Here is a 23785-nt window from a genome sequence, read left to right on the forward strand (position 1 = left end):
AAAAAAAAGAAAATGAAAGAAATGATTATTCAATTAACTGTTTTAAATCATTTCTAATTATTGAAGTAGCATCAAATCCTTTAATGGCATCAACCATTTCAGGGAATTTTGCCTTAGGAATCAAAACGTTGATTTGTGAGAAATCAGAACCCGGAGTAATTGTAGGCTCATCAGCACATAGCTTATTATCGATTAAGTAATTAGAAACATCATCAATTTTATCGTTAGCGATGTTGAACTTAACGTCGAAGTATTTTTTAGCTGTTATTGCACCAAACAACTGTTCATAAATCATTTTAGCCTTATCCAGTTTCTCACCAGTACAGCTTACACCTGCATAAAGGCCTGCTGAAGAATGTAGAATTGTTTCGATTTCTTTTAATCCTGCTTTTCTTAAGCTACTGCCGGTTTGAGTATTGTCAACAATCAAATCAGCCCCTTTAGCAATATACACTTCTGTAGCACCATCAGAGTTGATAACCTGCACCATTTCATTGTCACCGTCAGTCAGACCTCTGACCTGAACGAAGGGTACGGAATCACCGTAAAGTTCCTGATATACTTCATTTTCCATGATAAACTTTCTAGTTAAATTAGGATATTCAGTGAAACATAAAATTGGAGTTTTTCTATCTTTATTGGCTCTGAATAAATCAGATAAACTGTTATATGGTGAATCATTAGGAACAGCAACAATCAAACGTGTTTGACCATAGTCCAAATCGCCTATTTTGACTGTATTGGTTTCCCTTAAAACTGATTCTTCCTTAATCCAATCTTCTCCAACAATTGCAATATCCACCATTCCACGGTTTAACTCAACTGGTGTGGATTGCGGACGGGTCAAGAATGCAACGATGTCATCATCATTTAAAATATTAATTTCATAAGATTCGTTACCCGGTTCGTAACCTCTTACTTCATAACCTGCATCAACAAACAATTGATGAGTATTTCCTCTATTTACATTATTCAAACTTCCCTTTGGAAGCCCTAAAATTATTTTTCCATTCATACTAATACCTACATTAACATTATTCAAATTAATATTTAATTATTGTGAAAAATTTAAAAAAAATAGTAATAAAAATTTAACAAAAAATAAAAAAAGTTAATTGTGATATGGTTCACAACTTTGTCTTGACAATGCATGTTTGTGGGCATGCATATGTTTTACGCCGTTTTCGGTTTCAATCTCATCAAGGATTTCGACACCTTCGTGAGAATGAGTGTGTTCTCCGTCGTTGTGGAAGTGGTAATGTGAATGTTCCACATTTTCAGTGTCGACCTTTTTGATTGAATCGTCAAAGTGTCTGTCATATAATAAAGCTGCATTTAAAACAACAAGACATGATCCTGCATTGTGAACGATTGCTCCTGTTACAGGATTAAGCAGTCCCAGTACAGAACAGACAATAGCTACAGCATTGATTGTCATTGAAATAGCAATGTTTGCCTTGATTGTGAATAATGTTGAGTTTGACAGTTTTTTGAGGTATGGTATCTTACCGATGTCATCACCTAAAAGTGCAATGTCTGCTGCCTCGATTGCAACATCACTTCCAACAGATCCCATTGCCACACTAACGTCAGCAGTTTTAAGTGCAGGTGCATCATTTACACCATCACCAATCATACAGACCTTCTTGCCTTCGTTTTTGAGTTTTTCAATCCAGTCAAGCTTTTCCTGTGGCAATAGATTACCGTAGACTTTACCTATTCCAACTTGTGATGCAAAGTAATTAGCAGTTTCTGTGTTATCTCCTGTGAGCAGTATAGTTTCAGTATCCAAATCATGTAAACTTTGAATCATGCTTTTGGAATCTTCACGAATCACATCAGATAAACCAATCAAACCGATGACTTCATCATTTAATGCAACGATTATTGAAGCTTTTCCTTCATGTTTCAGTTTGTCCAAGTAACTGTCAACATTTACATCAATATCATTTTCATATAAGAATTTGGAGTTTCCTGCATATACCTGACCATAAGAATTTTTACATGCAACACCTTTTCCAGGATACATCTTAAAGTCTTGTGGTTCTTCAATATCAATTTCAGCTTCAATTGCATTATTGACAATAGCCTTAGCCAATGGATGCTCACTTAATTTTTCACAGGATGCAGTGAGTTTAACCAAATCAAGCTCACTGATATCATCTTTAACGGAGATAACATCAGAAACTTCTAAATTACCGTAAGTTAAAGTTCCGGTCTTATCAAATACCAAAGTATTTAAACCGCCCAAAGTTTCAAGTGCCTCACCGGATTTAATCAATACTCCGTATTTTGTTGCCTGACCTATAGCAGCCATGATTGCAGTTGGAGTAGCCAATATCAATGCACATGGACAGAAAACAACCAAAACAGTAACTCCTCTTTCAATATTTCCTGTAACAAGCCATGCCACAATTGCAATTATCAGTGCAACCGGAACCAGCCAAGTAGCCCATTTATCAGCAATTCTTTGTGTCGGCGCCTGTTTTTCATCAGCTGCCTTTACAAGATCGATTAATTTTTGAAGTGAAGAGTTTTCACCCAAACTGGTTGCCTTAATATCAATTGCACCATACATATTCATGGTTCCACAAAATACTTCATCTCCAACTTCCTTATCAATTGGTAAAGATTCTCCAGTCATGATTGATTGGTCAAGGGAACTTGTACCATTTATTATTTCACCATCCACAGGTACACTTTCACCAGGAAGTATCCTTAATGTATCACCTATTTTTATTGCATCAACAGGTACAATTTCCTCAACACCATTTAAAATTCTTCTTCCTGTTTGAGGAGTTAAATTAATTAGATTTCTTAAACCTTTTTTAGCTCTTTCAACTGTCCAATCCTCAAGAAGTGCTCCCAATGCCATAATCCAAGCAACTTCTCCGGCTGCGAATATTTCGCCAATTAAAAGTGATGCCACCATAGCAATTGCAATGAGCAATGCAGAAGAAATCCATTTTTCACGAATCAGTCTTGTTAAAGCTAAAAGCAACATTGGAATACCACTTATTATCACTGTTCCCCATGCTGGATCCAGATAGGTAGGTACTTTTATTCCAAAAATCATGAAAATAATTGCAATCAACAGAAATATACCTGAAATAATTGTCATTTTTAATCCAAATAAGAAATCTGTTATTTCATCTATCACTTTATACACCTTCTAAGTATTACTTTTTTTCAATTCATTTAAATACCAAGTATTACTTAAAAATTTTTTAAAAGTCTCCCCCAAAAATAGAAACTTTTAAAAAAACTAATGATTCAGTAATTACTCACAGCCAAAAAGTATTACTTTTTTTCAATTCATTTAAATACTAAGTATTACTATTAATTAATTTATACTAAGAAATATATAAAGTTATTACTTTTTTTAAATTCATTTATATAGTAAGTATTACTCAAAAAAATAATTAGATTTTTTCATCAAAAATAGCTAAAACCTTACGGGCATATGCACGGTCTTTCTCCTTTTATTGTTCAGATAACTGAGAATAATCAACCCATAATTCGTTCCACTGATTTAATTTATCTTTTATATTAGAAACAGTCAATAAATCGTGTTCAGATAAATCATCATTAAATTTATCTAAAATATCAAGCAATAAAGATATTTCTTTTGAAACTGATTGGGATCATTTACACCATTGAACATGCTCCAAATCAGACAACATTTCCAAAATATCTTCATCCATATTAATCACTAATGTTTCATGGCCAAATCCATTATACTGAATGGATCACCTTCTTTTTTAGGTGCAGGAGCACCCAATCCAAATGCTGATTTTGCAAATTCCTTATTCATTCTTTTTGAAACTTCATCAAAAATCATTTTATAAGCTGTACATTGAGGATCAACAGCTTTTGGAGTTTGATATGCAACAATCGCATTGTAAGGACATCCTCCTTCACAGTATTTCACATGTCGGCATTTCTTACAATTTTCATCAACATACTGCCTAAATTCCATGAGCTTTGCCCATGCATCAGAAGATTTCAAATCATCAAAACTTGGATTTTGAGAAACATTACCCAAAACATACTCATCCATACCAACAAATCTGTAACATGGATAAATAGAACCATCAAAACCGACAGCCAAAGTTGTTCCTATACAGTCGGCAAATGTGCAAAGAGTTCCTCTTCTTCTCAATGAGCTTTTGCAGATATGGTCCAAATCCATTACTGTGAATTTATCCAAGTCATAAAGATATTTGTCCAACCATTCAACAAGCAATTTGCCATGTTCTTCCTGATCAAGCGCCCAAGGATCTGCATTGTCTCCCCTTAAAGAAGGAAGAGCTGCATGAATCTTCAGATTCATCTTTTCATTTTTAAAGAAATCATACAGTTCATCTGAGAAATCTTTGGAGTAATCAGTTACAGTCAAAACAAAATTGATTATAAGACCCTTATCCTTAGCCAATCGGAATTTGGACATTGTCTTGTCAAAGTAGCCCTCACCTCTCTGGAAATCATTGATTTTTTTAGGTCCGTCAATACTTGTACTTACAACAACATTATATTTTAAAAATAAGTCAATCAGTTCATCTGTTAAAAGCCAAATATTACTTTGAAGTGAGAATCCTTCAAGATTAGGTAATTTTGACAGTTTTTCAAGAGCCTCTTTATAAAAATCATAACCTGCAAGTAACGGTTCCCCACCATGGAAAGTGAAATGAACTTTATCATCTCTAAAATCACTTAACCAGTAAATTAACTGGTCAATTATTTCCAAATCCATCATTTCTTTTTTATTTTCAGAACCCCAACAATATTTGCAATTTGACGGACAGTTTAAAGTAGGGATAATCATTACATGAAATGTCATTTTAACCGTGTATCTTATTTAATTCGTTTAATAATTGTTTTTTCTCATCCGGATCCATATTTTCATTTACAAAGAATATGTAACCGCATTCTTCACATTTTACAGTATCCATTTCAGCATGCGCCCTATGATTGTCTAACATTTTTCTGTGAGCGATTTTATCTTTTGAACCACATTTAGGACATGGAGCAATCAATTCTTCAAATTTCATTTTTTCACCTTAGTTAATATTTCTGTTTTTGAAGTATATAACTGTATAGTTAATAGAAAAGTTTAAATAAGATGTTTCAATGACTGCAATTTTTCAAAGTGACTTCAACAAGCTTTAAATATCATATAAACCATATAATATTAATAAAAAATTATTTAAAGTGATTGAGATGCCATATGACTACTATGAGTACTTTACCAAGCAGAGAAATAACAAAATATTTACAGAAATCTCTGAAAAAATCAGACATAACCTATGGAATGATAGTTTTGATGTTAGATTATCACAAAAATGGTTGAAAATAGAAGACAAAATAAGAATCAAATTGTATCTTAACTTAAGATACAATTAACGATTTAGAATTTTAACAATTTGTTTATAGATTGGAATACCAATATTTTTAGCAATAGGTAATACATACCTCATTGCAGGTATTTCAAACTCTTTTTTTACTTTTTTAAGCTCTGAAACAATATCCAATTTTTGAGGGCATTTTCTTAGGCATTTTCCACAGCCATTGCACAAACCGGCATTGCCCGCTTTTCCCATAATTCCGCCAACATACTGATAATAATCAAAAAAAGAAGGATTCATAAATCCTTTATGATTAAACAGATATTTTTCATTGTATATTTTTAGACATTCAGGAATATTTACTCCCCTAGGACAAGGCATACAATATCCACAGGTTGAACAGTTAATCCTTAAGGCATTTCTCATTACCCTTTTAACCAGTTCTACGGTTTCCAACTCTTCAAAAGTCATTGACATTGGAGATGTTTTATCTGCGATTTCAATATTGTCCTTTATCTGCTCGATCGAATTCATTCCAGAAAATACACAACTCACATTTCGATTGTTTAAAACCCATTGAAGAGCCCATTGTGCAGTAGTTTTATTAGAATCAGCCTTTTTAAATATTTCTTCAGCATCACTAGGCATTTTTCCTGCAAGAATTCCTCCCTTTAAAGGCTCCATTACAAAAACGCCCATGCCCTTTGAAGCTGCATATTCAATTCCATCGGTACGGGCCTGAACGTTTTCATCAAAGTAGTTATACTGAACCATCACAACGTCCCAGTCATAACCATCAATCAAGAGGTCAAACTCCTCTTTAACACCATGATATGAAAAGCCCACATGTTTAATTTTGCCTTCACTTTTAGCCTTATTTAAAAACTCAATCAGTCCTTTTTTGAGTAATCTGTTAACAGTTTTCAAATCCACTGAATGAATAAGATAATAATCAATCGAATCCCTTTGAAGCCTTTTTAACTGTTCATTCAGATAATATTCCATATCTTCATACTTTCTGACATTGATTGAAGGCAGTTTTGTGCAGATTTTAACTTTGTCCTTATACTCCCCCTTTAGGATTTCTCCTAAAAACTTCTCACTATCACCATATAAATAAGCAGTGTCAATAAAGTTAACTCCATTATCAATAGCATAATAGATTTGTTCGGTTGCTTTCTGTCTGTCGATTTTACCGTTCTTTAAAGGCAACCTCATTGCTCCAAAACCCAATGGAGAAACTTCGTCGCCTGTTTTTTTGATTAATCTGTTTTGCATATTATCGTCTTAGTGTTCTGATAATCTTATCTATTACAATTTTCATTAAAACTCCAACACCATGAGTTATAGGTCCTTTAGTTGAGGAATTTTCAACATCATAACGAACTGTGATTGGAACTTCCATTATCTTTAAATCATGTTCAGCCGCATCAGCAAGCATTTCACTTTCTATACCAAAACCAGTATCCCTAAATCTGTAATATTTAATGGTGTTTCCATTGAATGCCCTAAATCCACTTTGAGAATCAGTAACATGAGTGCCGGAAGTGATATTTGTTGCAATATCCAATACTCTTTGACCGACACGCCTGTATGCAGGTGTTTCCTCATCAAAGCCATCCAAATATCTGCTGCCATTCACTAAATCTGCCTGACTTTCTTTGATAGGATTTATCAGTTCAGGTATTTCATCAGGATTGTGCTGACCGTCACCGTCAATTGTTACAACAATATCATATCCTGAAACTTCACTGAAGGCATCCTTAAGTGAAACTCCCTTCCCCAAGTTGGTCGGATGTTTAATTACCCTTGCACCAGATTTTTCGGCAATTATAGAAGTGTTGTCACTGCTTCCATCGTCAATGACAAGAACATCATCAACATATTTTAATGATTTTTCAACAATTTGCCCAATGGCCGCTTCCTCATTTAGTGCAGGAACAATAACAATAGATTTCATATCTATTCTATTCTATAATAATCTTTCATCCATTCAACAGTTCTTTTAATACCTTCTTCAGGTGGAACTTGAGGATCATGTTTTAAATCACGAATAGCTTTTGAAAAGTCAATAGTCTTTACTTTTGTAGTGAATTCTTCAGCAGGAGTGTAGGTAACCAGTGAATCATCAACTCCCACAGCATCCAGAACCATATCGGAATACTGCTTAATGTCCCTTTCCCATTCCTGTTTACTGCCTACATTGTAAACTTCTCCGGGGATGAAATTATCAACAATATTGGCAAAAGTCCTTACGGTATCCTCAACATAATCGATAATCCTTTTGTGACCCATATGAACAGAGTAAGGAAGTCCATGTAAAGCTTTATAAATGAAGATTGGAATGAAACCTTTATATGGTGAGTATGCCTCATGAGGACCGTAACAGTTAACCGGTCTTACACGTACTGTTTCTGTTCCAAACATTGTAGCTGAATTCATGCACATGAGCTCACCTGCCCATTTAGAAATAGCATAGTCATTCATTTGATAAGTTTGAGAAATAGGAATATTTTCCATTACGTCTTCACTCATTATTCCCTCATAGTCGCCATATACTTCTGCAGATGAAAATGAAATCATTCTGAAGTCCAGTTTTTCTTGCAGTCTAATCATGTTTTTAAGACCGATTACATTGGTTTGCCAGAGTTTTTCATAGTATCCTTCACCGTTCCATCTTCCATATTCCGCTGCAAGATGGTAAACATAATCAAATTTATCATTATCATCAAAAATTCTTTCCATTTGACGATAGCTTCTAACATCTCCCCTAACATAATCAGAATAGGAATCTGAATATAAATCGGCTTCCCCCTCATGGTGCAATAAATCCACTGCTAAAACTTCATGGCCTCTGCTTCTAAGCTCATTGCAAAGGTTGGTTCCGATAAATCCGCTTCCGCCAGTGACTAAAATTCTTTGAGTTTCCATATTATGCCTCTTTAATCATTTCTTCCATATACTCGACCAAATCATCTTTATATTCAGGATCTTCCAATGCAAATTCGATAGATGTTTTCAGCCATTCGAATCTGTTTCCTATATCATAGGTTTTTCCCTCAAAGGTCACCCCATAAATTGCATCCAATTTTTGAAGTGCGTCTGTTAGCTGAATTTCACCACCAACACCAGGCTCTGTTTCATCGATTTTATCAAAGATATCAGGTGTCAATACATATCTTCCCATAATGGCTAGATTGGATGGTGCTTGATGAGCCAATGGTTTTTCAACAAGTTTTTCAATATTATAAACATTGCTTTCAACTTCAGTTCCTTTAATAATACCATATCTTTCAACTTTTTCTTTAGGAACCGCTTCAAGGGAAATTGCTGATGAATCATATTTTTCATAAACATCAATCAACTGTTTTGTGCATGGAGTTGGTCCTTTAGTGATTGAATCCCCTAAAAGTACGGCAAACGGTTCTCCTCCGACATGCTTTTTAGCACAGTAAATTGCATCTCCGAGACCTTTCTGTTCTTTTTGTCTCACATAGCAAATGTCGGCCAAATCTGTGATTGCACGAACCTGTTTGAGGCTTTTATATTTGCCGGCATTATGTAGGGTATGTTCAAGTTCAAAGGACTTGTCAAAATGATCTTCAATGGATCTCTTATTTCTACCGGTTACAATCAAAATATCATCTATCCCGGAAGCTACAGCTTCTTCGATAACATATTGAATTGTTGGCTTGTCATAAACTGGCAACATTTCTTTAGGTTGCGCTTTAGTAGCAGGTAAAAATCTTGTTCCAAAACCTGCTGCTGGAATTACGGCTTTCATATCTATCACCTTTAAATTTATGTTATATATAATTATTAGTTTAACTACTTATAAATAGGTTATTAATAAAAAAGAAGTGAATTATAGTTATTTTTTAACTATAATTTTGTTGGAATTTGTTAAACCATTATAAGTTGTTTTGATTATGTATTTTCCAATTTTTAGATTTTTTGGAATTTTAAATGTGGCAATTCCAAGTTTATTTGTTTTAATTTTATATGTTTTTCCTTTAAATTTTACTTTGACTGTTTGTTTTTTGAAGGCTTTTCCATTGGAATTTAAAACTTTAACTTTGAATATTACAGATTTTTTAACTTTTTTAACTAGATTTTTAGTTATTAAAGTTGATTTTATTGTAATTTTATTTTTAACAATAATATTTTGATATTGTGAGAAAATAGTGTATTTTCATGGTTTTTCCTTAATTTTTAAGAAAGCACAACCATTAACATCAGTTATTGCATGATATTCATGATTATTGATGTTAAATGTAACCTCCTGATACTGGGCAATTCTTCCGGAATTATCAAAGACCTGAACTTTAAACCGATTATTTGACTTATAATAAATCTTTAAGTTTTTAGAAATGATTTTCGGACTAATTTCAGGAATAAGCTTTACAAGTACAAATGAGTTGTCCAATGCCAATTCTTCAAATGGAATATCTTTTTTAGTGCTAACATACCAGTAATTAACATTATCAGGTTTTAGATATTGATTTGGATTTGAAATATCATCACCCCAATAGTTAAAATCAGCACATAACTCATTGGAATATCTGCTAATTACCCCTCGGTTATCAGAAGAAATCAAAATTGAATTTTTAACTGTCCCATTATTTCCAGACCATATTATCCCATTGTCGGTTAAGCCTGAATTTTTGAATTTGGATGATGATATCATTCCATTGTCTCCTCTCCATTCCACAGCAGAGCCGACCCATGCACCATTGTCTAAAAATATTGAGTTTAATATTTTACCGTTTAATCCTCTCCAACAAATTGCCCCTCCGCCATCAGGATATCCGACATGATTATTTATAAAAATACATTCAGTTACTGTACCGTTTTCTCCTCTCCATGAAATAGCACCGCCTTCATTTATACGGGCCCCCATAGGCCTTGGGCGAATGACATGAATGATAAGACCATCCTGCGATTCAATAGTTTCTTCATTTTCAAACGGATCGTCTTCAATGTCGCTTCCAGTGTTGTTAGTGAAGTTGCAATTTTTAACCAGGCCATTTGAACCGCTCCAATATATTGCTCCACCACCCACATCGCTTGAATAGTATTTTCCAAATGCATTTCCATTTACAAAATTGATATTTTTCAATACAACATTATCTGCAGTTATATTGAAAATTCTTGATGAATGGTTTGCATCGATAGTATGACCTGCTCCATCGATTGTTATAGATTTTGAAATCACTATCCCATGAATATCCTCATTAACATATTTATAATCATTTTTTAATGTCAATGTTTGATTTTCAGGTGTTTCGTTAATTTGTATAGATAAATCTTTAAAAGAGCATTCCTGTTGAATAGAATCATTATTAAGAATATTTTCGCCATATTCTGTTAAAAAAGTGTCATTCAGTTGTGAGGCACTAACTGAAGATATTAAAATAAAACTTGAAAATAAAATCACAAATAAGATTAAATGATTTCTATGTATAAACATGTTAAAAAGATATGTGAAATATAGTAATATAAACTTAACTTAAAAATAATTTTATATAAATGGTGCGGGGGACGGGACTTGAACCCGCGAAGGGACTGACCCACTAGGCCCTCAACCTAGCGCCTTTGACCGCTCGACCACCCCCGCATAAAAACAAAAGTAGTTATTAAAAAGTATGTTTATTAACTTATATATACTTAACGATTTTAAGATAATTTTATAGTAACTTCCATGATTTTTTCATTTTTTAAATCTTCAATCAAGTTACTGTCAAGATCTTTTGCTGCCTTATCCGCCTTAATCATCAGTGTACGTGAACAGGTATAATCGCTTTTTCTGCAGACAATATCAGTCGGATGAGTCAAGGTCAAATCCTCATGTCCAAAACCTGTGATTTCATCATGGCCATTTTCTGTATTCAAAATTACAGTTACTTTAGTATTTGAATCAGCCAATTTTGATTTAAATTCATCGGAAAAGTCAAGCATGGAATTATCTGCACCAGTTCCTATAATACAATCTGCTGCAGGTCCAATTTCAGCATCCTTGGTAACTTCAAATGTGGATTTGTGAAGTGAAGAGACATTTTCATGACCCTTACATTTAAGTTTGAAAATCATAAATATATTTAGACTGAAAAAATTAATAAAATTTTTGCAAAGTGCTAAAATGAAAGGATGCTACTGTTTAATCATTCATGTTGAAAGGAAAACAAAAATAAAAATAGGCAAGAAACTGGGTGAAATTGAGTTCAAGAAGGGTAATTATGTTTATGTTGGATCAGCCATGAATTCGCTAGAATCTCGGCTGAAACGACATTTAAGCAATGAAAAAAAGATGCACTGGCATGTAGATTACCTTTTGAAAAATGATAATGCAAGAATCGTTAAGATAATATATAATGTTTCTGCCAAAAAAGTAGAATGTAATCTGTCAAAATATCTGGAAGCTCAAGCATCTTATATTAGTGATTTTGGTTGCAGCGACTGTAACTGCAATAGCCATTTATACTACTTTAAAAATAGAAAAAAAGCTATTGAATCCATTAAAAACGCTTATGATTCAATAGCTATGGATTATGAATTCTTTAAAATATAAATCCCTGTTTTTTCTTATGATTATAAGTTATTTCAAAAGAATCTAAAGCCAATCTTTTTAAAAGCTCATTATCTTCTTTGCTGATACCAACTTCATCAGCCCAATCATGTTCAAGATAGCATATTTCAGTCAATACTTCCTGACCACGACCTGTTAAACTGCAATCATAAGGAAGACCGTTTTCAGGTTCCAAATCGATTTTAATTAAACCTTTTGATTCCAATTTTTGATATTTTTTCAAATACAATTCCAAATGTAAATTGAACAGATCTGTCTTTTCAGCCTTTTCGAATTGATTTACACGAATTTTAGCGTGATGTGGTTTGGTATGTTTTTTTACATTTCTTAACAGTTTTATTTCACTGTCATGTAAATGCATACTTAAGTTTTTGCGTATATATGTATTTTTTGATTCTTCTATTATCCCGATTAATGCGGGAGCGTCTTTTTTTGCTATAGCGTCTTTATGTGGATGTGCCATTTAACCACCTTTTTTATTTCATTTGTCCAAAGATACCTCTCATGATTCCTTTGGTGACTTCACGGGCAGCAGTATTCATTGCCTGTGAAGCTGCTTTTTCAACAGCTTTCTGTTGAGCAGATTTTTTTGTCTTCTTACCGCTTGCAGGTTGTTGACCTCCTAAAACAGTGCCTAAAATACCTCCAATAACATCAGCAGCTACATTCTGCTGAGGCTGCGCAGGCTCTTGAGAGACCGGCTCTGTTTTTTGAACTTCAACTTTTGCTTCTTCAATAATTTCCTTATCAACCTGAGGAACTTCACTTTCAACATTAGGATTTGAATCAATCTTTTCAAGCAGCATCTCATATGCTGAAAGACCATCGACTGCATCCCAGTATTTAGGCTTTAATTCTGAAAGATTAATAAGTTCAGTTCTCATTGAATCATCAATAGCTCCAATGTAACTTTGAGGAGGTACAATATCTACCTTTTGAACAACACCTGGCACTCCACCTTCTTCAAGAACTGATACCAGAGCCTGACCTATTCCCAATTCTGATATGACACTTGCAGTATCAAATTCAGGGTTTGGTCTGAAGGTTTCAGCAGCGACTTTAACCGCCTTTTGGTCTTTAGGTGTGTATGCATGAAGTGCATGTTGTACACGATTTCCCAATTGCGCCAATATTTCATCAGGAATATCTGCAGGAGATTGAGATATAAAGTATAGACCTACTCCTTTTGAACGGATTAACCTTACGATTTGTTCTATTTTCTTGCCGAATTCCGGTGACATGTCATCAAACAGTAAGTGTGCTTCATCAAAGAAGAACACAAATTTAGGTTTGTCCATGTCTCCCACTTCAGGCAAGTTCTGATAAAGATTTGATAACATCCAAAGTAAGAATGAAGAGTAAATTTCAGGGGACAGGGATAATTTTTGAGCATCCAATACATTGATGATTCCTTTTCCATTATCATCCACTTTCATGAAATCATCCAAAGACAATGCCGGTTCGCCGAAGAAATCATTTCCCCCCTGATCTTCTAGAGTAATTAAACTTCTTAAAATTGTATTTGCTGATTTTTCAGCAATTGCACCATATTGACTTTCATACTGTGCCTTATTTTCAACCACATGATTAATCATTGACTTTAAGTCTTTCATATCAATTATCAGTAATGATTCCTCATCTGCAACCTTAAATACAATGTTTAAAACACCTTGCTGTGCTTCTGACAGATTCAGGATTTTAGATAGCAATGTCGGACCCATTTCTGATAATGTTATCCTTACAGGAAGTCCTTTCTCACCATATAAATCCCAAAATTCTACAGGATATGCCTGATACTTGAATCCTTTTGAGGCCAAATCATATTTTTCAACATTTGTTTTTATTTTTTCTGTTTCAGAACCAATTTTTGCAAGCCCTGAAATATCACCTTTCATATCAGCTAAAAATACCGGCACGCCCATATCTGAAAATGATTCAGCTAAGATTTTTAATGTAATTGTTTTTCCAGTTCCTGTTGCACCTGCTATTAAACCATGACGGTTAGCCAGTTTAGGCAATAATGACACTTCAGTGCTTTCATTACAACCGATTAGTATTTTGTCTTCAGCAAACATTTTTGACTCATCCATTTTCTATTTTCTTAATTAAGTAATTAGTCTTTTTAACTATATTATTTTTATTATAAGCATGGGCAATTCTTTTAATTGCATCAAGGTTTTTGACAAAGTTATCCAGCCATGAGAAAATGTCTCCCGGATAGACCTGTATTTGATATTTACGGAATAATTTTGTGGAAATGTCCTGAGGATCCTTTCCCTTCAGTCTCTCATGAACTATCACTTCCGAGATTCCCCTCTGCATGCACTGACAGAACGGTCTTTCCTGACACCTGCACTGCATGAAATCACTTTGAAGTGCAATCAATGCATCCTGGAATTTCTTATCCAGCTTGTCAATGGCTTCTCCCGAGGAAATAATATCCAATGTGGATTCTGCAAAAAGCCTTGTTGAAAACTTGATTTTCAGTGCATTGGCAATTTGATTATGAATAACGCTTGAAAGATATGCATTTTCAAACATTTCCAAGTCCAGTGCCATTGCAAGAATTAAAACCTTAAGCTTGTCATACTTGTCCTTTTTCTTATACATCGGAGAATGTCCGACATAATGTTTGAGATAATTTCTGTCATTTAAGGTATTTTTAATGAATTCCGCTTCATCAATTGACAGAAATGACACAGAAGTAGCTCTTCCATATCTGGTAACTTCCAGTTTATTTGCCACCCTGTTAATCAATCCCAAATCTTCCATTTCATCAGCAGCTATTTTAATGCTTATCGGAACATCAATGTTTTTATAAAATTTATTCAATTCATTATTGGACTGAATAGAAGTTGAAGAAATATCCGCCAATATCTGCTCATATGCAGATTCTTCATCATATTCAATATAGACATCTTCGCTGTTGCTTTCTAAAAGTTCCAATGCCATTGCCTCTTCGGATTCTCCGGCAAAATCATTTCCAACTTCAGGTAAAAGATAAACAATACCTCTGTCATGATAAGAAGGTCTTCCTGCACGACCAAGCATCTGTGAAAACTCATTTGGATTAATCCACTTGTTTCCCATAACCAGTGAGTCAAATATTACCTGTGAAGCCGGAAAATCAACACCTGCAGCAAGAGCGGCTGTGGTTACAACACATGAAATCTTACCCTTATCAAAATCCTTTTCAATCTTTTCCTTTTTATAATATGACAATCCTGCATGATATGCCGCAGCTTTAACTCGTTTATTAGTTAAATAATTTGCAATCTGATGAGTTTTACGACGAGAATTAGTAAAGATAATAGTCTGTCCACGATACCCCTTCTTGGATTTTGTATTATATTCCTTTTGAACCAGTTTAAGCATCAAGAATCGTTTTTGGGATTCGTTTCTTACATAAACCAGGTGCCTTTCAAGCGGAACAGGACGCTCATCATATTTGACCAGCTTCATGTTGAACTCAGATGCCAGAAATTCAGGATTTTTAACTGTAGCTGAAAGTCCAATGATTTGAGTTTTAGGATATAAATGCTTAATACGTTTTATCAAACCGTTCAGGCGTGTTCCTCTGTCCTCATCATCAATCATGTGAATTTCATCAATCAATACAACACCCAAATTAGATAATGAAGAGGAATTTCCGTTTCTTAAAAGATAATCGATTCCCTCATAAGTTGCAACAACAATATCTGCATTGGAAACATCACTGTCAGGAAGGTTTAATTCACCTTTTGCTTTTACACGGTTTCTTCCAACCTTAATGGATACCTTCAGTCCCAATTGCGAATATTTCCTTTTGAAATCCCTATACTTTTGATTAGCAAGAGCAACCAAAGGAGTCAGGAAGATAAATTTCTTGCCCTTCAGGGCTTCAGTTATACCTGCAAGTTCTCCAACCAACGTTTTACCTGAACCTGTTGCACTTACAACCAAAAGGTCTTCACCCTTAAGCAAACCCTCCTTGATTGCCAAATATTGAACCGGCAATAATTTGGTGTTTCCTGAGTTTAAAAGAATATTCTTGAATCTCTTTGGAATCTTAAGCCTTTTCATATCAACAGGAGGAATGATATGTCTTGGCTTTCGAGTTCTGTCAAATAATGTCAATTTTTTATTTTTTAAGGCATCAAAATGAGGATCAAGTACTGACAATGTCTTTTCCAGACTTCCAGTTTTTTCTAATGTTCTTTTAAGATTTCTGAAAATCTTTTTGTCAAATCCCTGAAGCTTGATTTCATTTTTTATTGTATCATGAGCACAATCCTTACAGATTAGCTGATTGTTATATTTATAAGAATAATCAGAGTTTACGATGGTGATGTTTCCATCATATGCACAGTAGTCACAGACCTGAGTTCTTCTAACCTTAATATTAAGAGATGTTAAAAATTTTTCCACTTTTTCATCCGGAGTTGCAAGAAAAACAGCCTGTGAGCGCAGAAGCTTAACAACCTCTCCTGGAGGCAACAGCTTTTCATTTAATGTGGAGTTATCCTTGAAATTATAATCAGCTACAAACCTTGAAATTGATAATGAGTCTCCTTCATGTGTAAATTTAATGTTTCCAACAAATTCAGGTTCTCTTTTATGATTTAAGGCACCTTTTGGTGAACCGATTGGATATAGTTTCCACTGTTTTTTAATCTTTTTTAAAACTAGCATTATGTTAATATTATATTTAATTGTTAATAAATATTAAAAAAAATTTGATTACTCTATGTAATCAAATCTGGTTTCAAGAACAATAATCAGTACAAAACCTATTATTGCAACAATTATGCACGGAAGCAAACCTGCGAAATTAAGGCTTACTGAATTGACAATTTCTACAGCAGGAACCTTTAAAGACCCCAGCATCACACCGATGAGAAATGCCATTGTCACTTCCTCATGGTTTTTAAGAAGGTAATTCAATATCTTTGAAAATCCTAAAATACCAATTACCGCACCGACAACGAATACTATAATTTCTGAGAAATGCAATTCATGCAAAGCAGTTAACATGTATTCATATTGTCCTAAAAGCAACAGTAAAAATGATCCTGAGATTCCAGGCAAAATCATTGCACATATTGCTATCATTCCTGAGAGGAACAGTACTATCAAGGAATGGTTTCCTGAAATCGGATTTAAGCTTACAAAGATATAAGTTAATATCAATCCTATTACTGCAAATATAATATGTTTTATGCTGATTTTTTCTATTTTTTTAAAGAGAATCACAGCTGAAGCAAGAATCAATCCCAAGAAAAATGAGAATGTCAATGCAGTGTGAACATCCATACAATAGGTAACTACTTTAGCCAATGTCAGAAATGCCACTCCAATACCTAATATCAATGGTATAAAGAATTTAAAATCGATTTCATCAAGCAATACATTCCAGAACCCCCTTATATCACCATGAATTAATGGCTTTAGGAATCCGAATTTGATATTACTAATCGCTTCGATTAAATGACCATAGATTCCGGTTATTAATGCTATTGTTCCACCAGATACTCCTGGAACAATATCAGCAGACCCCATGAAAAGTCCGCGAATAAATATTAAAAAAGCTTCCTTAATGTTAAAATTCAATTTATCACCTATTCAATAATTGTTATAATATTTGTCTAAATCTATTAAATAAGTTACTAAAAAAAAGAAAAGTGTGAATAATTCAAATTGAATTATTCATCGTTGAATGGTTGTGGGAGTTCGCAAACTCCACTGTCTTTTGCAAGATATGCATATGCAAATGCTGCACAAATTGCACCTAAAATCGGTCCGACTAGGTATATTGGGAAGTATGCCCAGAGGTTTGCTCCTCCAAGTAACATATCCATCAAGTATGGTCCAAATGTACGTGCAGGGTTGATTGAAGCTCCGGTGAATGCACCTAATACTACAATTACTGCTGCTACGGTCATACCAATTGATATTCCTGCAAAACCAGGTTCTGCTTTTTTATCAACTGCTACACCCATTACAACCATCATGAGGAAGAATGTTCCTAAAAATTCTGCAAACATTGCCTGCAGGTAGCTTACACCTAATCCAGGAGCTGTTGCACCTAAACCACCAATTGTTACAGCAGGTGCACCCAGACATAGGAAAAGACATAAACTTCCTAAACATGCACCAATCACTTGTGCCACAATATAATATATACTGTCAACCAAAGCGATGTTTTTGGTTACAAGTAGTCCAATGGTTACAGCAGGATTCAAGTGTGCACCAGATATCTTACCGAATACATAAATACATATCATTACAGTTAGACCGAATGCCAAAGCTATAGCAATCCAGTCACCAAGTCCTCCCAAAGGTCCAATTCCAGTAGCTCCCGCCGCATCAGTAATCAATAATGTTACAACAGCTGCACCTGTACCGAAAAAAACCAGGAAAAATGTTCCCAATAGTTCTGCAAAGAATTTTTTTCTAATATTACAAGTCATGCTTTACTCCTATACTGATTCTCTCCATTGGCAGTATTCGTGTTTGTTGTCCACAAGTGATGCTGCAGCACAGTTTTTACATCCTCTTACAGGTGAACCAGGTGCCTCCTTGTTAAGTGCAATGATATTGGTCATCATTGTTGCAGTAATTGGTTCTGAGGTTAAAAGACATGGATAATCTGCAAGTCTCATGAGTGATGAGAATCTTACTGTAATTGCACATGCAGGATAAGTGTATCTTTGTGGATTCATAACGGTTTCATTTGCAAGAATTGGACTTAAATCAACAGTCATACCATTGATTTTTGGTGCCAGTTCTCCGCCAGTACCTGCTCTGAATTTACGGGCTCCGCTGATAGCGTTGAATCCTCTGTAAATCATGTCCATGAAGTCACAGTTGTGAAGTTCTGCAGCTGCTCCTCTTGTTGGATATTGTTGTACGAAGTTGTGGAACCTTTTGGAGAATAGGTCAACTACCATCGGTGCGTTAAATCCATCTAATTCCAAGATGAATTCTGTTGCACATGCAGATGAACCTGTTGCCAATTTAAGTACATCAAATTCTGATTTGTAATTGTCCAGGTTGGATTCTAATGTTGCTCCGATTACTTCAGCAGTTGCCTGAACGATTGCAAGAGTCATGTCGTCTTTACACATGTTATAGGTTGACTGACCGATGTGGTGTCCGATATCTCCTACACAGTATGCCGGAACAGTTACAATGTTACCGTAGTGTACCCCATCATCCATTGCTGCTTTAACAGTTGCAGTCATTGCTTTTTTGTATTTGTTCATGTAATCTCTTACATCAAATGAAGAGTGATCTGCATCATCCATCAATTCCCCTTGTGCTTCAATAGGGTTTTTATAGATGTTTTGAAGTGTTGCAATTTCTTTTTCAGTTGCTTCTGCTGCGGTTGCACCAGCTTCCAAAGCATTAGCAAATGCATCACCTATACCGTATGAAGTGTTCATACCACATGATTTAGCTGAAAGAATAGCTTGTTTGTGAGCAACCGGAATGTCTGTTTTTTGCAATATCTGATTTACAACATTACTTGTACTTCCAGGCATTAATGCAAAGTCCACTACACAGGTTGGTCCGTAAAATCCACCATATCTTCTGATAGATTCCTTAGCAACGATTGCTTCATTGTCAGCAATTGCTTGGATGAATTTATCTACACTGTCTGCGAATTCACCATCTTCTTCACATAAAATTTCTAAAACTGGAGGAGTTTGGAAATGTTCAATGAACGGATCGTCTTCACACTTTAAAGTGTCAGTGATTGAAGATAAAATCTCAAAGTGGTTTTTTACAGAGTCCTTGTGTAGGTTTATTACAGATTCTGCCTGGTTGTCTAATGCAGTCATATTTGCTACAGCATCAGCATATGGTTTTGCATCAGTTATTTTAAAGTCATTGTACCTGTTTTCTGATATAACTGCAACATCTGCCTTTTGAGCAGCCATTGATTCGTTAATCATTTTTTCATATAACTCTCTCATTGTTATCACCTTAAATGATAATTGTACTATTAATAGGCTTTTCAATAGTATTTAAACTTAACTATCAATAGCGTTAATTAAAAGTTTATTCAGTGAGTTATATAAATCTATTTAAATTATTCTAGAAAAATGAGTTTTAGCAAATGATTTTTAGAAAAATAGTTAATTATGTAAAAAAAGTTAAAAAATAGAAGATATCATTTACCAATATCTTCCACTAATTCTTTAGCATATGGAGTGATGTTTTCATCAAGCATTTTTTCCAAAAATTGACCAGTATAAGTTCCAGCCTCAGCAATCTCTTCAGGAGTACCAGTAGCGATAACTTCACCACCTCCGTCACCTCCTTCAGGACCTAAATCAATAATATGATCAGCGGTTTTAATAACATCCAAGTTATGCTCGATAACAACTACAGAATTTCCCGCATCAGTCAATCTTGCAAGAACTTCAAGTAATCTTTTAATATCAGCGAAATGAAGACCTGTAGTAGGTTCATCAAGAATATATAATGTTTTTCCAGTACTTGTTCTGGATAATTCCTTAGCAAGCTTGATTCTTTGAGCTTCCCCACCAGACAATGTTGTTGCAGGCTGACCTATCTTCATATAACCTAATCCGACATCATATAGTGTCTGGAGTTTCTTGGTGATTTTTGGAATGTTTTCAAAGAATTCCAATGCTTCCTCAACAGTCATTTCCAAGACCTCATAGATGTTTTTACCCTTGTATCTGATATCCAATGTCTCTTCATTATAACGTTTACCTCCACAGACTTCACATGGAACGTAAACATCCGCCAGGAAGTGCATTTCGATTTGAACAATACCATCACCAGAACATGCTTCACATCTTCCCCCTTTCACGTTGAATGAGAATCTTCCCGGTTTGTATCCTCTTGCCTTTGATTCAGGAGTATTGGCGAATAAATCACGAATATCAGTGAACACTCCAGTATATGTTGCAGGGTTTGATCTTGGTGTTCTTCCAATCGGTTTCTGGTCGATTGCAATGACCTTATCAATGTTTTCAAGACCTTCAATTTCCTTGTATTTTCCTGCAAACATGAACTTTCTGGATAATTTACCATGAGCACCTTTATATAGGATTTCATTGATTAGACTACTTTTACCGGAACCGCTTACACCTGTTACACAGGTAAATTTGCCCAAGGGTATTTCAACATCAATGTTTTTAAGATTATTCTGCTCAGCACCGATAATTTTTATGAAATTACCGTTTCCAGGACGTCTTTCTTTTGGAATATCAATCTTTTTGACTCTTGAAATGTATTGGCCAGTGATTGAATCAGGATTGTTCATTATGTCAATTGGTGTTCCCTGAGCCACAACCTTTCCACCATGTTCACCGGCACCAGGACCAATGTCAACAACATGGTCTGCTGACAATATGGTTTCCTCGTCGTGTTCAACAACAACCAATGTATTTCCCAAGTCTTTAAGTCTTTTTAATGCTTCAATAAGTTTAATGTTATCTCTTTGATGCAAACCTATACTTGGCTCGTCCAAAATGTACAGTACTCCAACAAGACCTGAACCTATTTGAGTTGCTAAACGAATACGTTGAGCCTCACCACCAGATAATGTACCTGAAGATCTTGACATTGACAAGTAATCGAGTCCAACTTCAACCAAAAAGCTTAAACGTTCCTTGATTTCTTTTAATACTTCTTTTGCAATGAAATTTTCACGTTCAGTCAATTCCAAATCCTGGAAGAACTGATAGGAATCCTTGATTGCAAGGTCACACACGTCGATGATTGATTTACCACCAACAGTAACTGCCAATACCTCTGGCCTTAAACGTTTACCGTCACAGACATAACATTTCCTGTCAGACATGAATTTTGAAAGGTATTTTCTTGAATAGCTTGATTTGGTTTCAAAGTAAAGTCTTTGCATTCTTGGAACTACCCCTTCAAACTTACGGTTAACCATATAGGATTTATTTCTTCTTTTAAAGTTGAACGGGATTTTTTCATCACAGCCAAAAAGAAGAATGTCTTGATATTCTTTAGGAAGTTCCTCGAATGGAGTGTCCATTGAGAAATTGAAATGTTTTGATACTGCATCGAGCATCTGGAAGTAGTAGTTTTCCCTTTTGGCTGAACTAGCCCATGGAACGATTGCTCCCTCATTCAATGTCAATGATTTGTCGGGAACGACCAAATCCGGATCGATTTCCATCTTGGATCCAATACCATTACATTCAGGACATGCACCCTGCGGTGCATTGAATGAAAACATCCTTGGAGTCAGCTCCTCAAAGTTTATTCCACAGTCAACACAAGCAAAGTGCTCTGAGTATTTTTTCTCATACTCTTCACCATTGTCAAACAGAACTGTGATTAAACCATCAGTGAATTCTGCTGCAGTTTCAAGTGAATCGACCAATCTTCTTTTAAAGTCAACATCCTTACGGATTTTTAATCTGTCAACCACTACATCGATATTGTGCCTGTAGGTTTTTGCAAGACTGATGTCTTCATCCAAGTCACGGATTTCACCATCAACACGAACCCTTACGAATCCCTTGTTTCTCAAATCCTCTAAAACATCTTTGAATTGGCCTTTCTTATCACGAACAATAGGAGACAAAATCTGAATTTTCACTCCTTCACCTTCTTCGATGATTGATTCAGCGATTTGGCCGATTGTCTGTTGTGATATTTCTTTTCCACAGTTTGGACAATGAGGAATACCTATTCTTGCAAATAATAACCTCAGATAATCATAAATTTCAGTGATTGTACCTACTGTTGATCTTGGGTTTTCACGGGTTGTTTTCTGGTCGATTGAAATAGCTGGAGACAATCCTTCGATGGATTCCATTTCCGGCTTTTTCATCTGTCCCAAAAATTGTCTTGCATAAGCAGATAATGATTCGACATATCTACGCTGTCCTTCAGCATAAATTGTATCAAAAGCTAAGGAAGACTTTCCTGACCCACTAAGACCAGTAATTACTATGAATTCATCACGAGGAACACTGACATCAATATCCTGTAGATTATGTTCACGTGCACCTTTTATGACAATTTGTTTTTTATCATCGTTAGCCATAATAATCTCCATAATTTTATTATATAATATTAGAACAAACTACCTTATAAATTATTAGAGAGAGCATTTGGAAAGTAATTTCAAATTAATTTTTAACTGATATTCCATCAATTTTTTCAAAATCAGAATCAAAACTTAATATTTGATTAATATTATTCTGAAACATTGTAGACAATATTGTGCAGTCTGAATAATTTATTGAGGAATCAAAATGCAAATATAAATCAATTGCATCTTCATAATCAGCAGAATTTAAATAATGTATGTCAAACATTTCAATAATAGCATCATATAACTCTTTTCCAACTTTTCCACCTTTACCTGTAAATACATTTAATGTTTCATTCAATACTGTATTATTAATCACTTTACGTTCATTGATTGTTTGAGAAATACCCACTGCGTTTTCATGAAAATTGTCTGATGAGATTAGCAATGCTATTAAAAAACTGGTATCGACAAAAATCACTAAAATTCACCCCTACCAGATTTTTTCTTTAAATCTACAGCATCAGTTTCTTCATCAAGAGAAATTGCAAATTTTGCTAAATCAGACAAAGGCCTTTGTTTTTTAACTTCCACAATAATCACTTCCTTTTCAATTCTCCAATTAAGAGTATCTTCAAGTGTGATTCCCATTTCATTTCTGATTTGACTTGGAATTACAGTCTGAAATCCTTTATATATTTTTGAACTAACTACCTCATCCATATATACCACATCACTAATATTATATATTACCTAATATTTAAAATTTTAGAAATTAAATATTCCTAAAAAATTAAAATACTAAACATGCCTATTTTTTTGTTA

General features: G+C 34.5%; 21 protein-coding genes and 1 tRNA gene. 2 read left to right on the forward strand and 20 right to left on the reverse strand.

The annotated features are described in order from the left end of the window. Window positions 1-25: 25 nt before the first annotated feature. From IJ258_RS08420 to IJ258_RS08435, 4 genes are all read right to left on the reverse strand, one after another. A complete protein-coding gene (locus tag IJ258_RS08420; RefSeq protein ID WP_292805732.1) occupies window positions 26-1015 on the reverse strand; it encodes an ATP phosphoribosyltransferase in 990 nt (329 codons plus the stop codon). Between the two features lie 96 nt (window positions 1016-1111). After that, window positions 1112-3160 carry a cation-translocating P-type ATPase gene (locus IJ258_RS08425; protein ID WP_292805735.1) on the reverse strand — a complete coding sequence of 683 codons (2049 nt, stop codon included), beginning with the start codon at window positions 3158-3160 and terminating at the stop codon, window positions 1112-1114. A gap of 552 nt (window positions 3161-3712) precedes the next feature. Continuing rightward, window positions 3713-4840, reverse strand: a complete 1128-nt coding sequence (locus tag IJ258_RS08430) for a TIGR04083 family peptide-modifying radical SAM enzyme (RefSeq protein WP_292805738.1) — start codon at window positions 4838-4840, stop codon at window positions 3713-3715. 1 nt (window position 4841) lies between these two features. After that, window positions 4842-5051 (reverse strand): TIGR04165 family Cys-rich peptide, encoded by a 210-nt coding sequence (locus IJ258_RS08435; RefSeq protein WP_292805741.1) that lies wholly within the window; start codon window positions 5049-5051, stop codon window positions 4842-4844. Between the two features lie 169 nt (window positions 5052-5220). Between IJ258_RS08435 and IJ258_RS08440 the strand changes: the two genes are divergently transcribed. Beyond that, window positions 5221-5403 (forward strand): hypothetical protein, encoded by a 183-nt coding sequence (locus tag IJ258_RS08440; RefSeq protein WP_292805744.1) that lies wholly within the window; start codon window positions 5221-5223, stop codon window positions 5401-5403. Here IJ258_RS08440 and IJ258_RS08445 read toward each other — a convergent pair. The 7 genes from IJ258_RS08445 to IJ258_RS08475 form a co-directional block, all read right to left on the reverse strand. Beyond that, entirely contained in the window at window positions 5400-6623 is a 1224-nt protein-coding gene (locus IJ258_RS08445; RefSeq protein ID WP_292805747.1) for an aldo/keto reductase, read from the reverse strand. The two genes, IJ258_RS08440 and IJ258_RS08445, sit on opposite strands and share 4 nt — an antisense overlap. Window position 6624: 1 nt before the next feature. After that, window positions 6625-7305, reverse strand: coding sequence for a glycosyltransferase family 2 protein (locus IJ258_RS08450; RefSeq protein WP_292805750.1), 681 nt, complete (start codon window positions 7303-7305; stop codon window positions 6625-6627). Between the two features lie 2 nt (window positions 7306-7307). Then, window positions 7308-8276, reverse strand: a complete 969-nt coding sequence (locus tag IJ258_RS08455) for an NAD(P)-dependent oxidoreductase (protein ID WP_292805753.1) — start codon at window positions 8274-8276, stop codon at window positions 7308-7310. A 1-nt stretch (window position 8277) separates the two neighbouring features. Further along, window positions 8278-9129, reverse strand: a complete 852-nt coding sequence (gene galU, locus IJ258_RS08460) for a UTP--glucose-1-phosphate uridylyltransferase GalU (RefSeq protein WP_292805756.1) — start codon at window positions 9127-9129, stop codon at window positions 8278-8280. 408 nt (window positions 9130-9537) lie between these two features. Continuing rightward, a complete protein-coding gene (locus tag IJ258_RS08465) occupies window positions 9538-10815 on the reverse strand; it encodes a hypothetical protein (protein ID WP_292805759.1) in 1278 nt (425 codons plus the stop codon). A gap of 60 nt (window positions 10816-10875) precedes the next feature. Then, a tRNA-Leu gene (locus tag IJ258_RS08470) sits at window positions 10876-10962 on the reverse strand. A 59-nt stretch (window positions 10963-11021) separates the two neighbouring features. Next, window positions 11022-11435, reverse strand: coding sequence for a DUF371 domain-containing protein (locus tag IJ258_RS08475; RefSeq protein WP_292805762.1), 414 nt, complete (start codon window positions 11433-11435; stop codon window positions 11022-11024). 49 nt (window positions 11436-11484) lie between these two features. On the opposite strand from IJ258_RS08475, the gene IJ258_RS08480 reads away from it, so the two are divergent. Continuing rightward, window positions 11485-11913: a DUF123 domain-containing protein gene (locus IJ258_RS08480; RefSeq protein ID WP_292805880.1), complete on the forward strand. Its 429-nt coding sequence runs from the start codon at window positions 11485-11487 to the stop codon at window positions 11911-11913. On the opposite strand, the gene IJ258_RS08485 is transcribed toward IJ258_RS08480, so the two are convergent. The 9 genes from IJ258_RS08485 to IJ258_RS08525 all read right to left on the reverse strand — a co-directional run bounded on the left by IJ258_RS08485 (window position 11903) and on the right by IJ258_RS08525 (window position 23683). Next, a complete protein-coding gene (locus IJ258_RS08485; protein WP_292805765.1) occupies window positions 11903-12394 on the reverse strand; it encodes a hypothetical protein in 492 nt (163 codons plus the stop codon). The genes IJ258_RS08480 and IJ258_RS08485 overlap by 11 nt on opposite strands. 13 nt (window positions 12395-12407) lie before the next feature. Further along, a complete protein-coding gene (locus IJ258_RS08490) occupies window positions 12408-14006 on the reverse strand; it encodes a helicase HerA-like domain-containing protein (protein ID WP_292805768.1) in 1599 nt (532 codons plus the stop codon). Window positions 14007-14013: 7 nt separating this feature from the next. Beyond that, window positions 14014-16602, reverse strand: a complete 2589-nt coding sequence (locus tag IJ258_RS08495) for a DEAD/DEAH box helicase (RefSeq protein WP_292805771.1) — start codon at window positions 16600-16602, stop codon at window positions 14014-14016. Window positions 16603-16650: 48 nt separating this feature from the next. After that, a complete protein-coding gene (locus IJ258_RS08500) occupies window positions 16651-17469 on the reverse strand; it encodes a DUF368 domain-containing protein (RefSeq protein WP_292805883.1) in 819 nt (272 codons plus the stop codon). 143 nt (window positions 17470-17612) lie between these two features. Beyond that, entirely contained in the window at window positions 17613-18380 is a 768-nt protein-coding gene (locus tag IJ258_RS08505) for an MIP/aquaporin family protein (RefSeq protein ID WP_292805773.1), read from the reverse strand. 9 nt (window positions 18381-18389) lie between these two features. Then, a complete protein-coding gene (locus IJ258_RS08510) occupies window positions 18390-19889 on the reverse strand; it encodes a DUF2193 domain-containing protein (protein ID WP_292805776.1) in 1500 nt (499 codons plus the stop codon). 197 nt (window positions 19890-20086) lie between these two features. Then, entirely contained in the window at window positions 20087-22972 is a 2886-nt protein-coding gene (uvrA, locus tag IJ258_RS08515; protein WP_292805779.1) for an excinuclease ABC subunit UvrA, read from the reverse strand. An 85-nt stretch (window positions 22973-23057) separates the two neighbouring features. Next, window positions 23058-23441, reverse strand: a complete 384-nt coding sequence (locus IJ258_RS08520; protein ID WP_292805782.1) for a type II toxin-antitoxin system VapC family toxin — start codon at window positions 23439-23441, stop codon at window positions 23058-23060. Further along, entirely contained in the window at window positions 23441-23683 is a 243-nt protein-coding gene (locus IJ258_RS08525; RefSeq protein ID WP_292805785.1) for an AbrB/MazE/SpoVT family DNA-binding domain-containing protein, read from the reverse strand. The genes IJ258_RS08520 and IJ258_RS08525 overlap by 1 nt, the downstream gene beginning before the upstream one ends. Between the last annotated feature and the right edge of the window lie 102 nt (window positions 23684-23785).

The organism is Methanobrevibacter sp., from assembly GCF_017468685.1.
Lineage (GTDB): Archaea > Methanobacteriota > Methanobacteria > Methanobacteriales > Methanobacteriaceae > Methanocatella.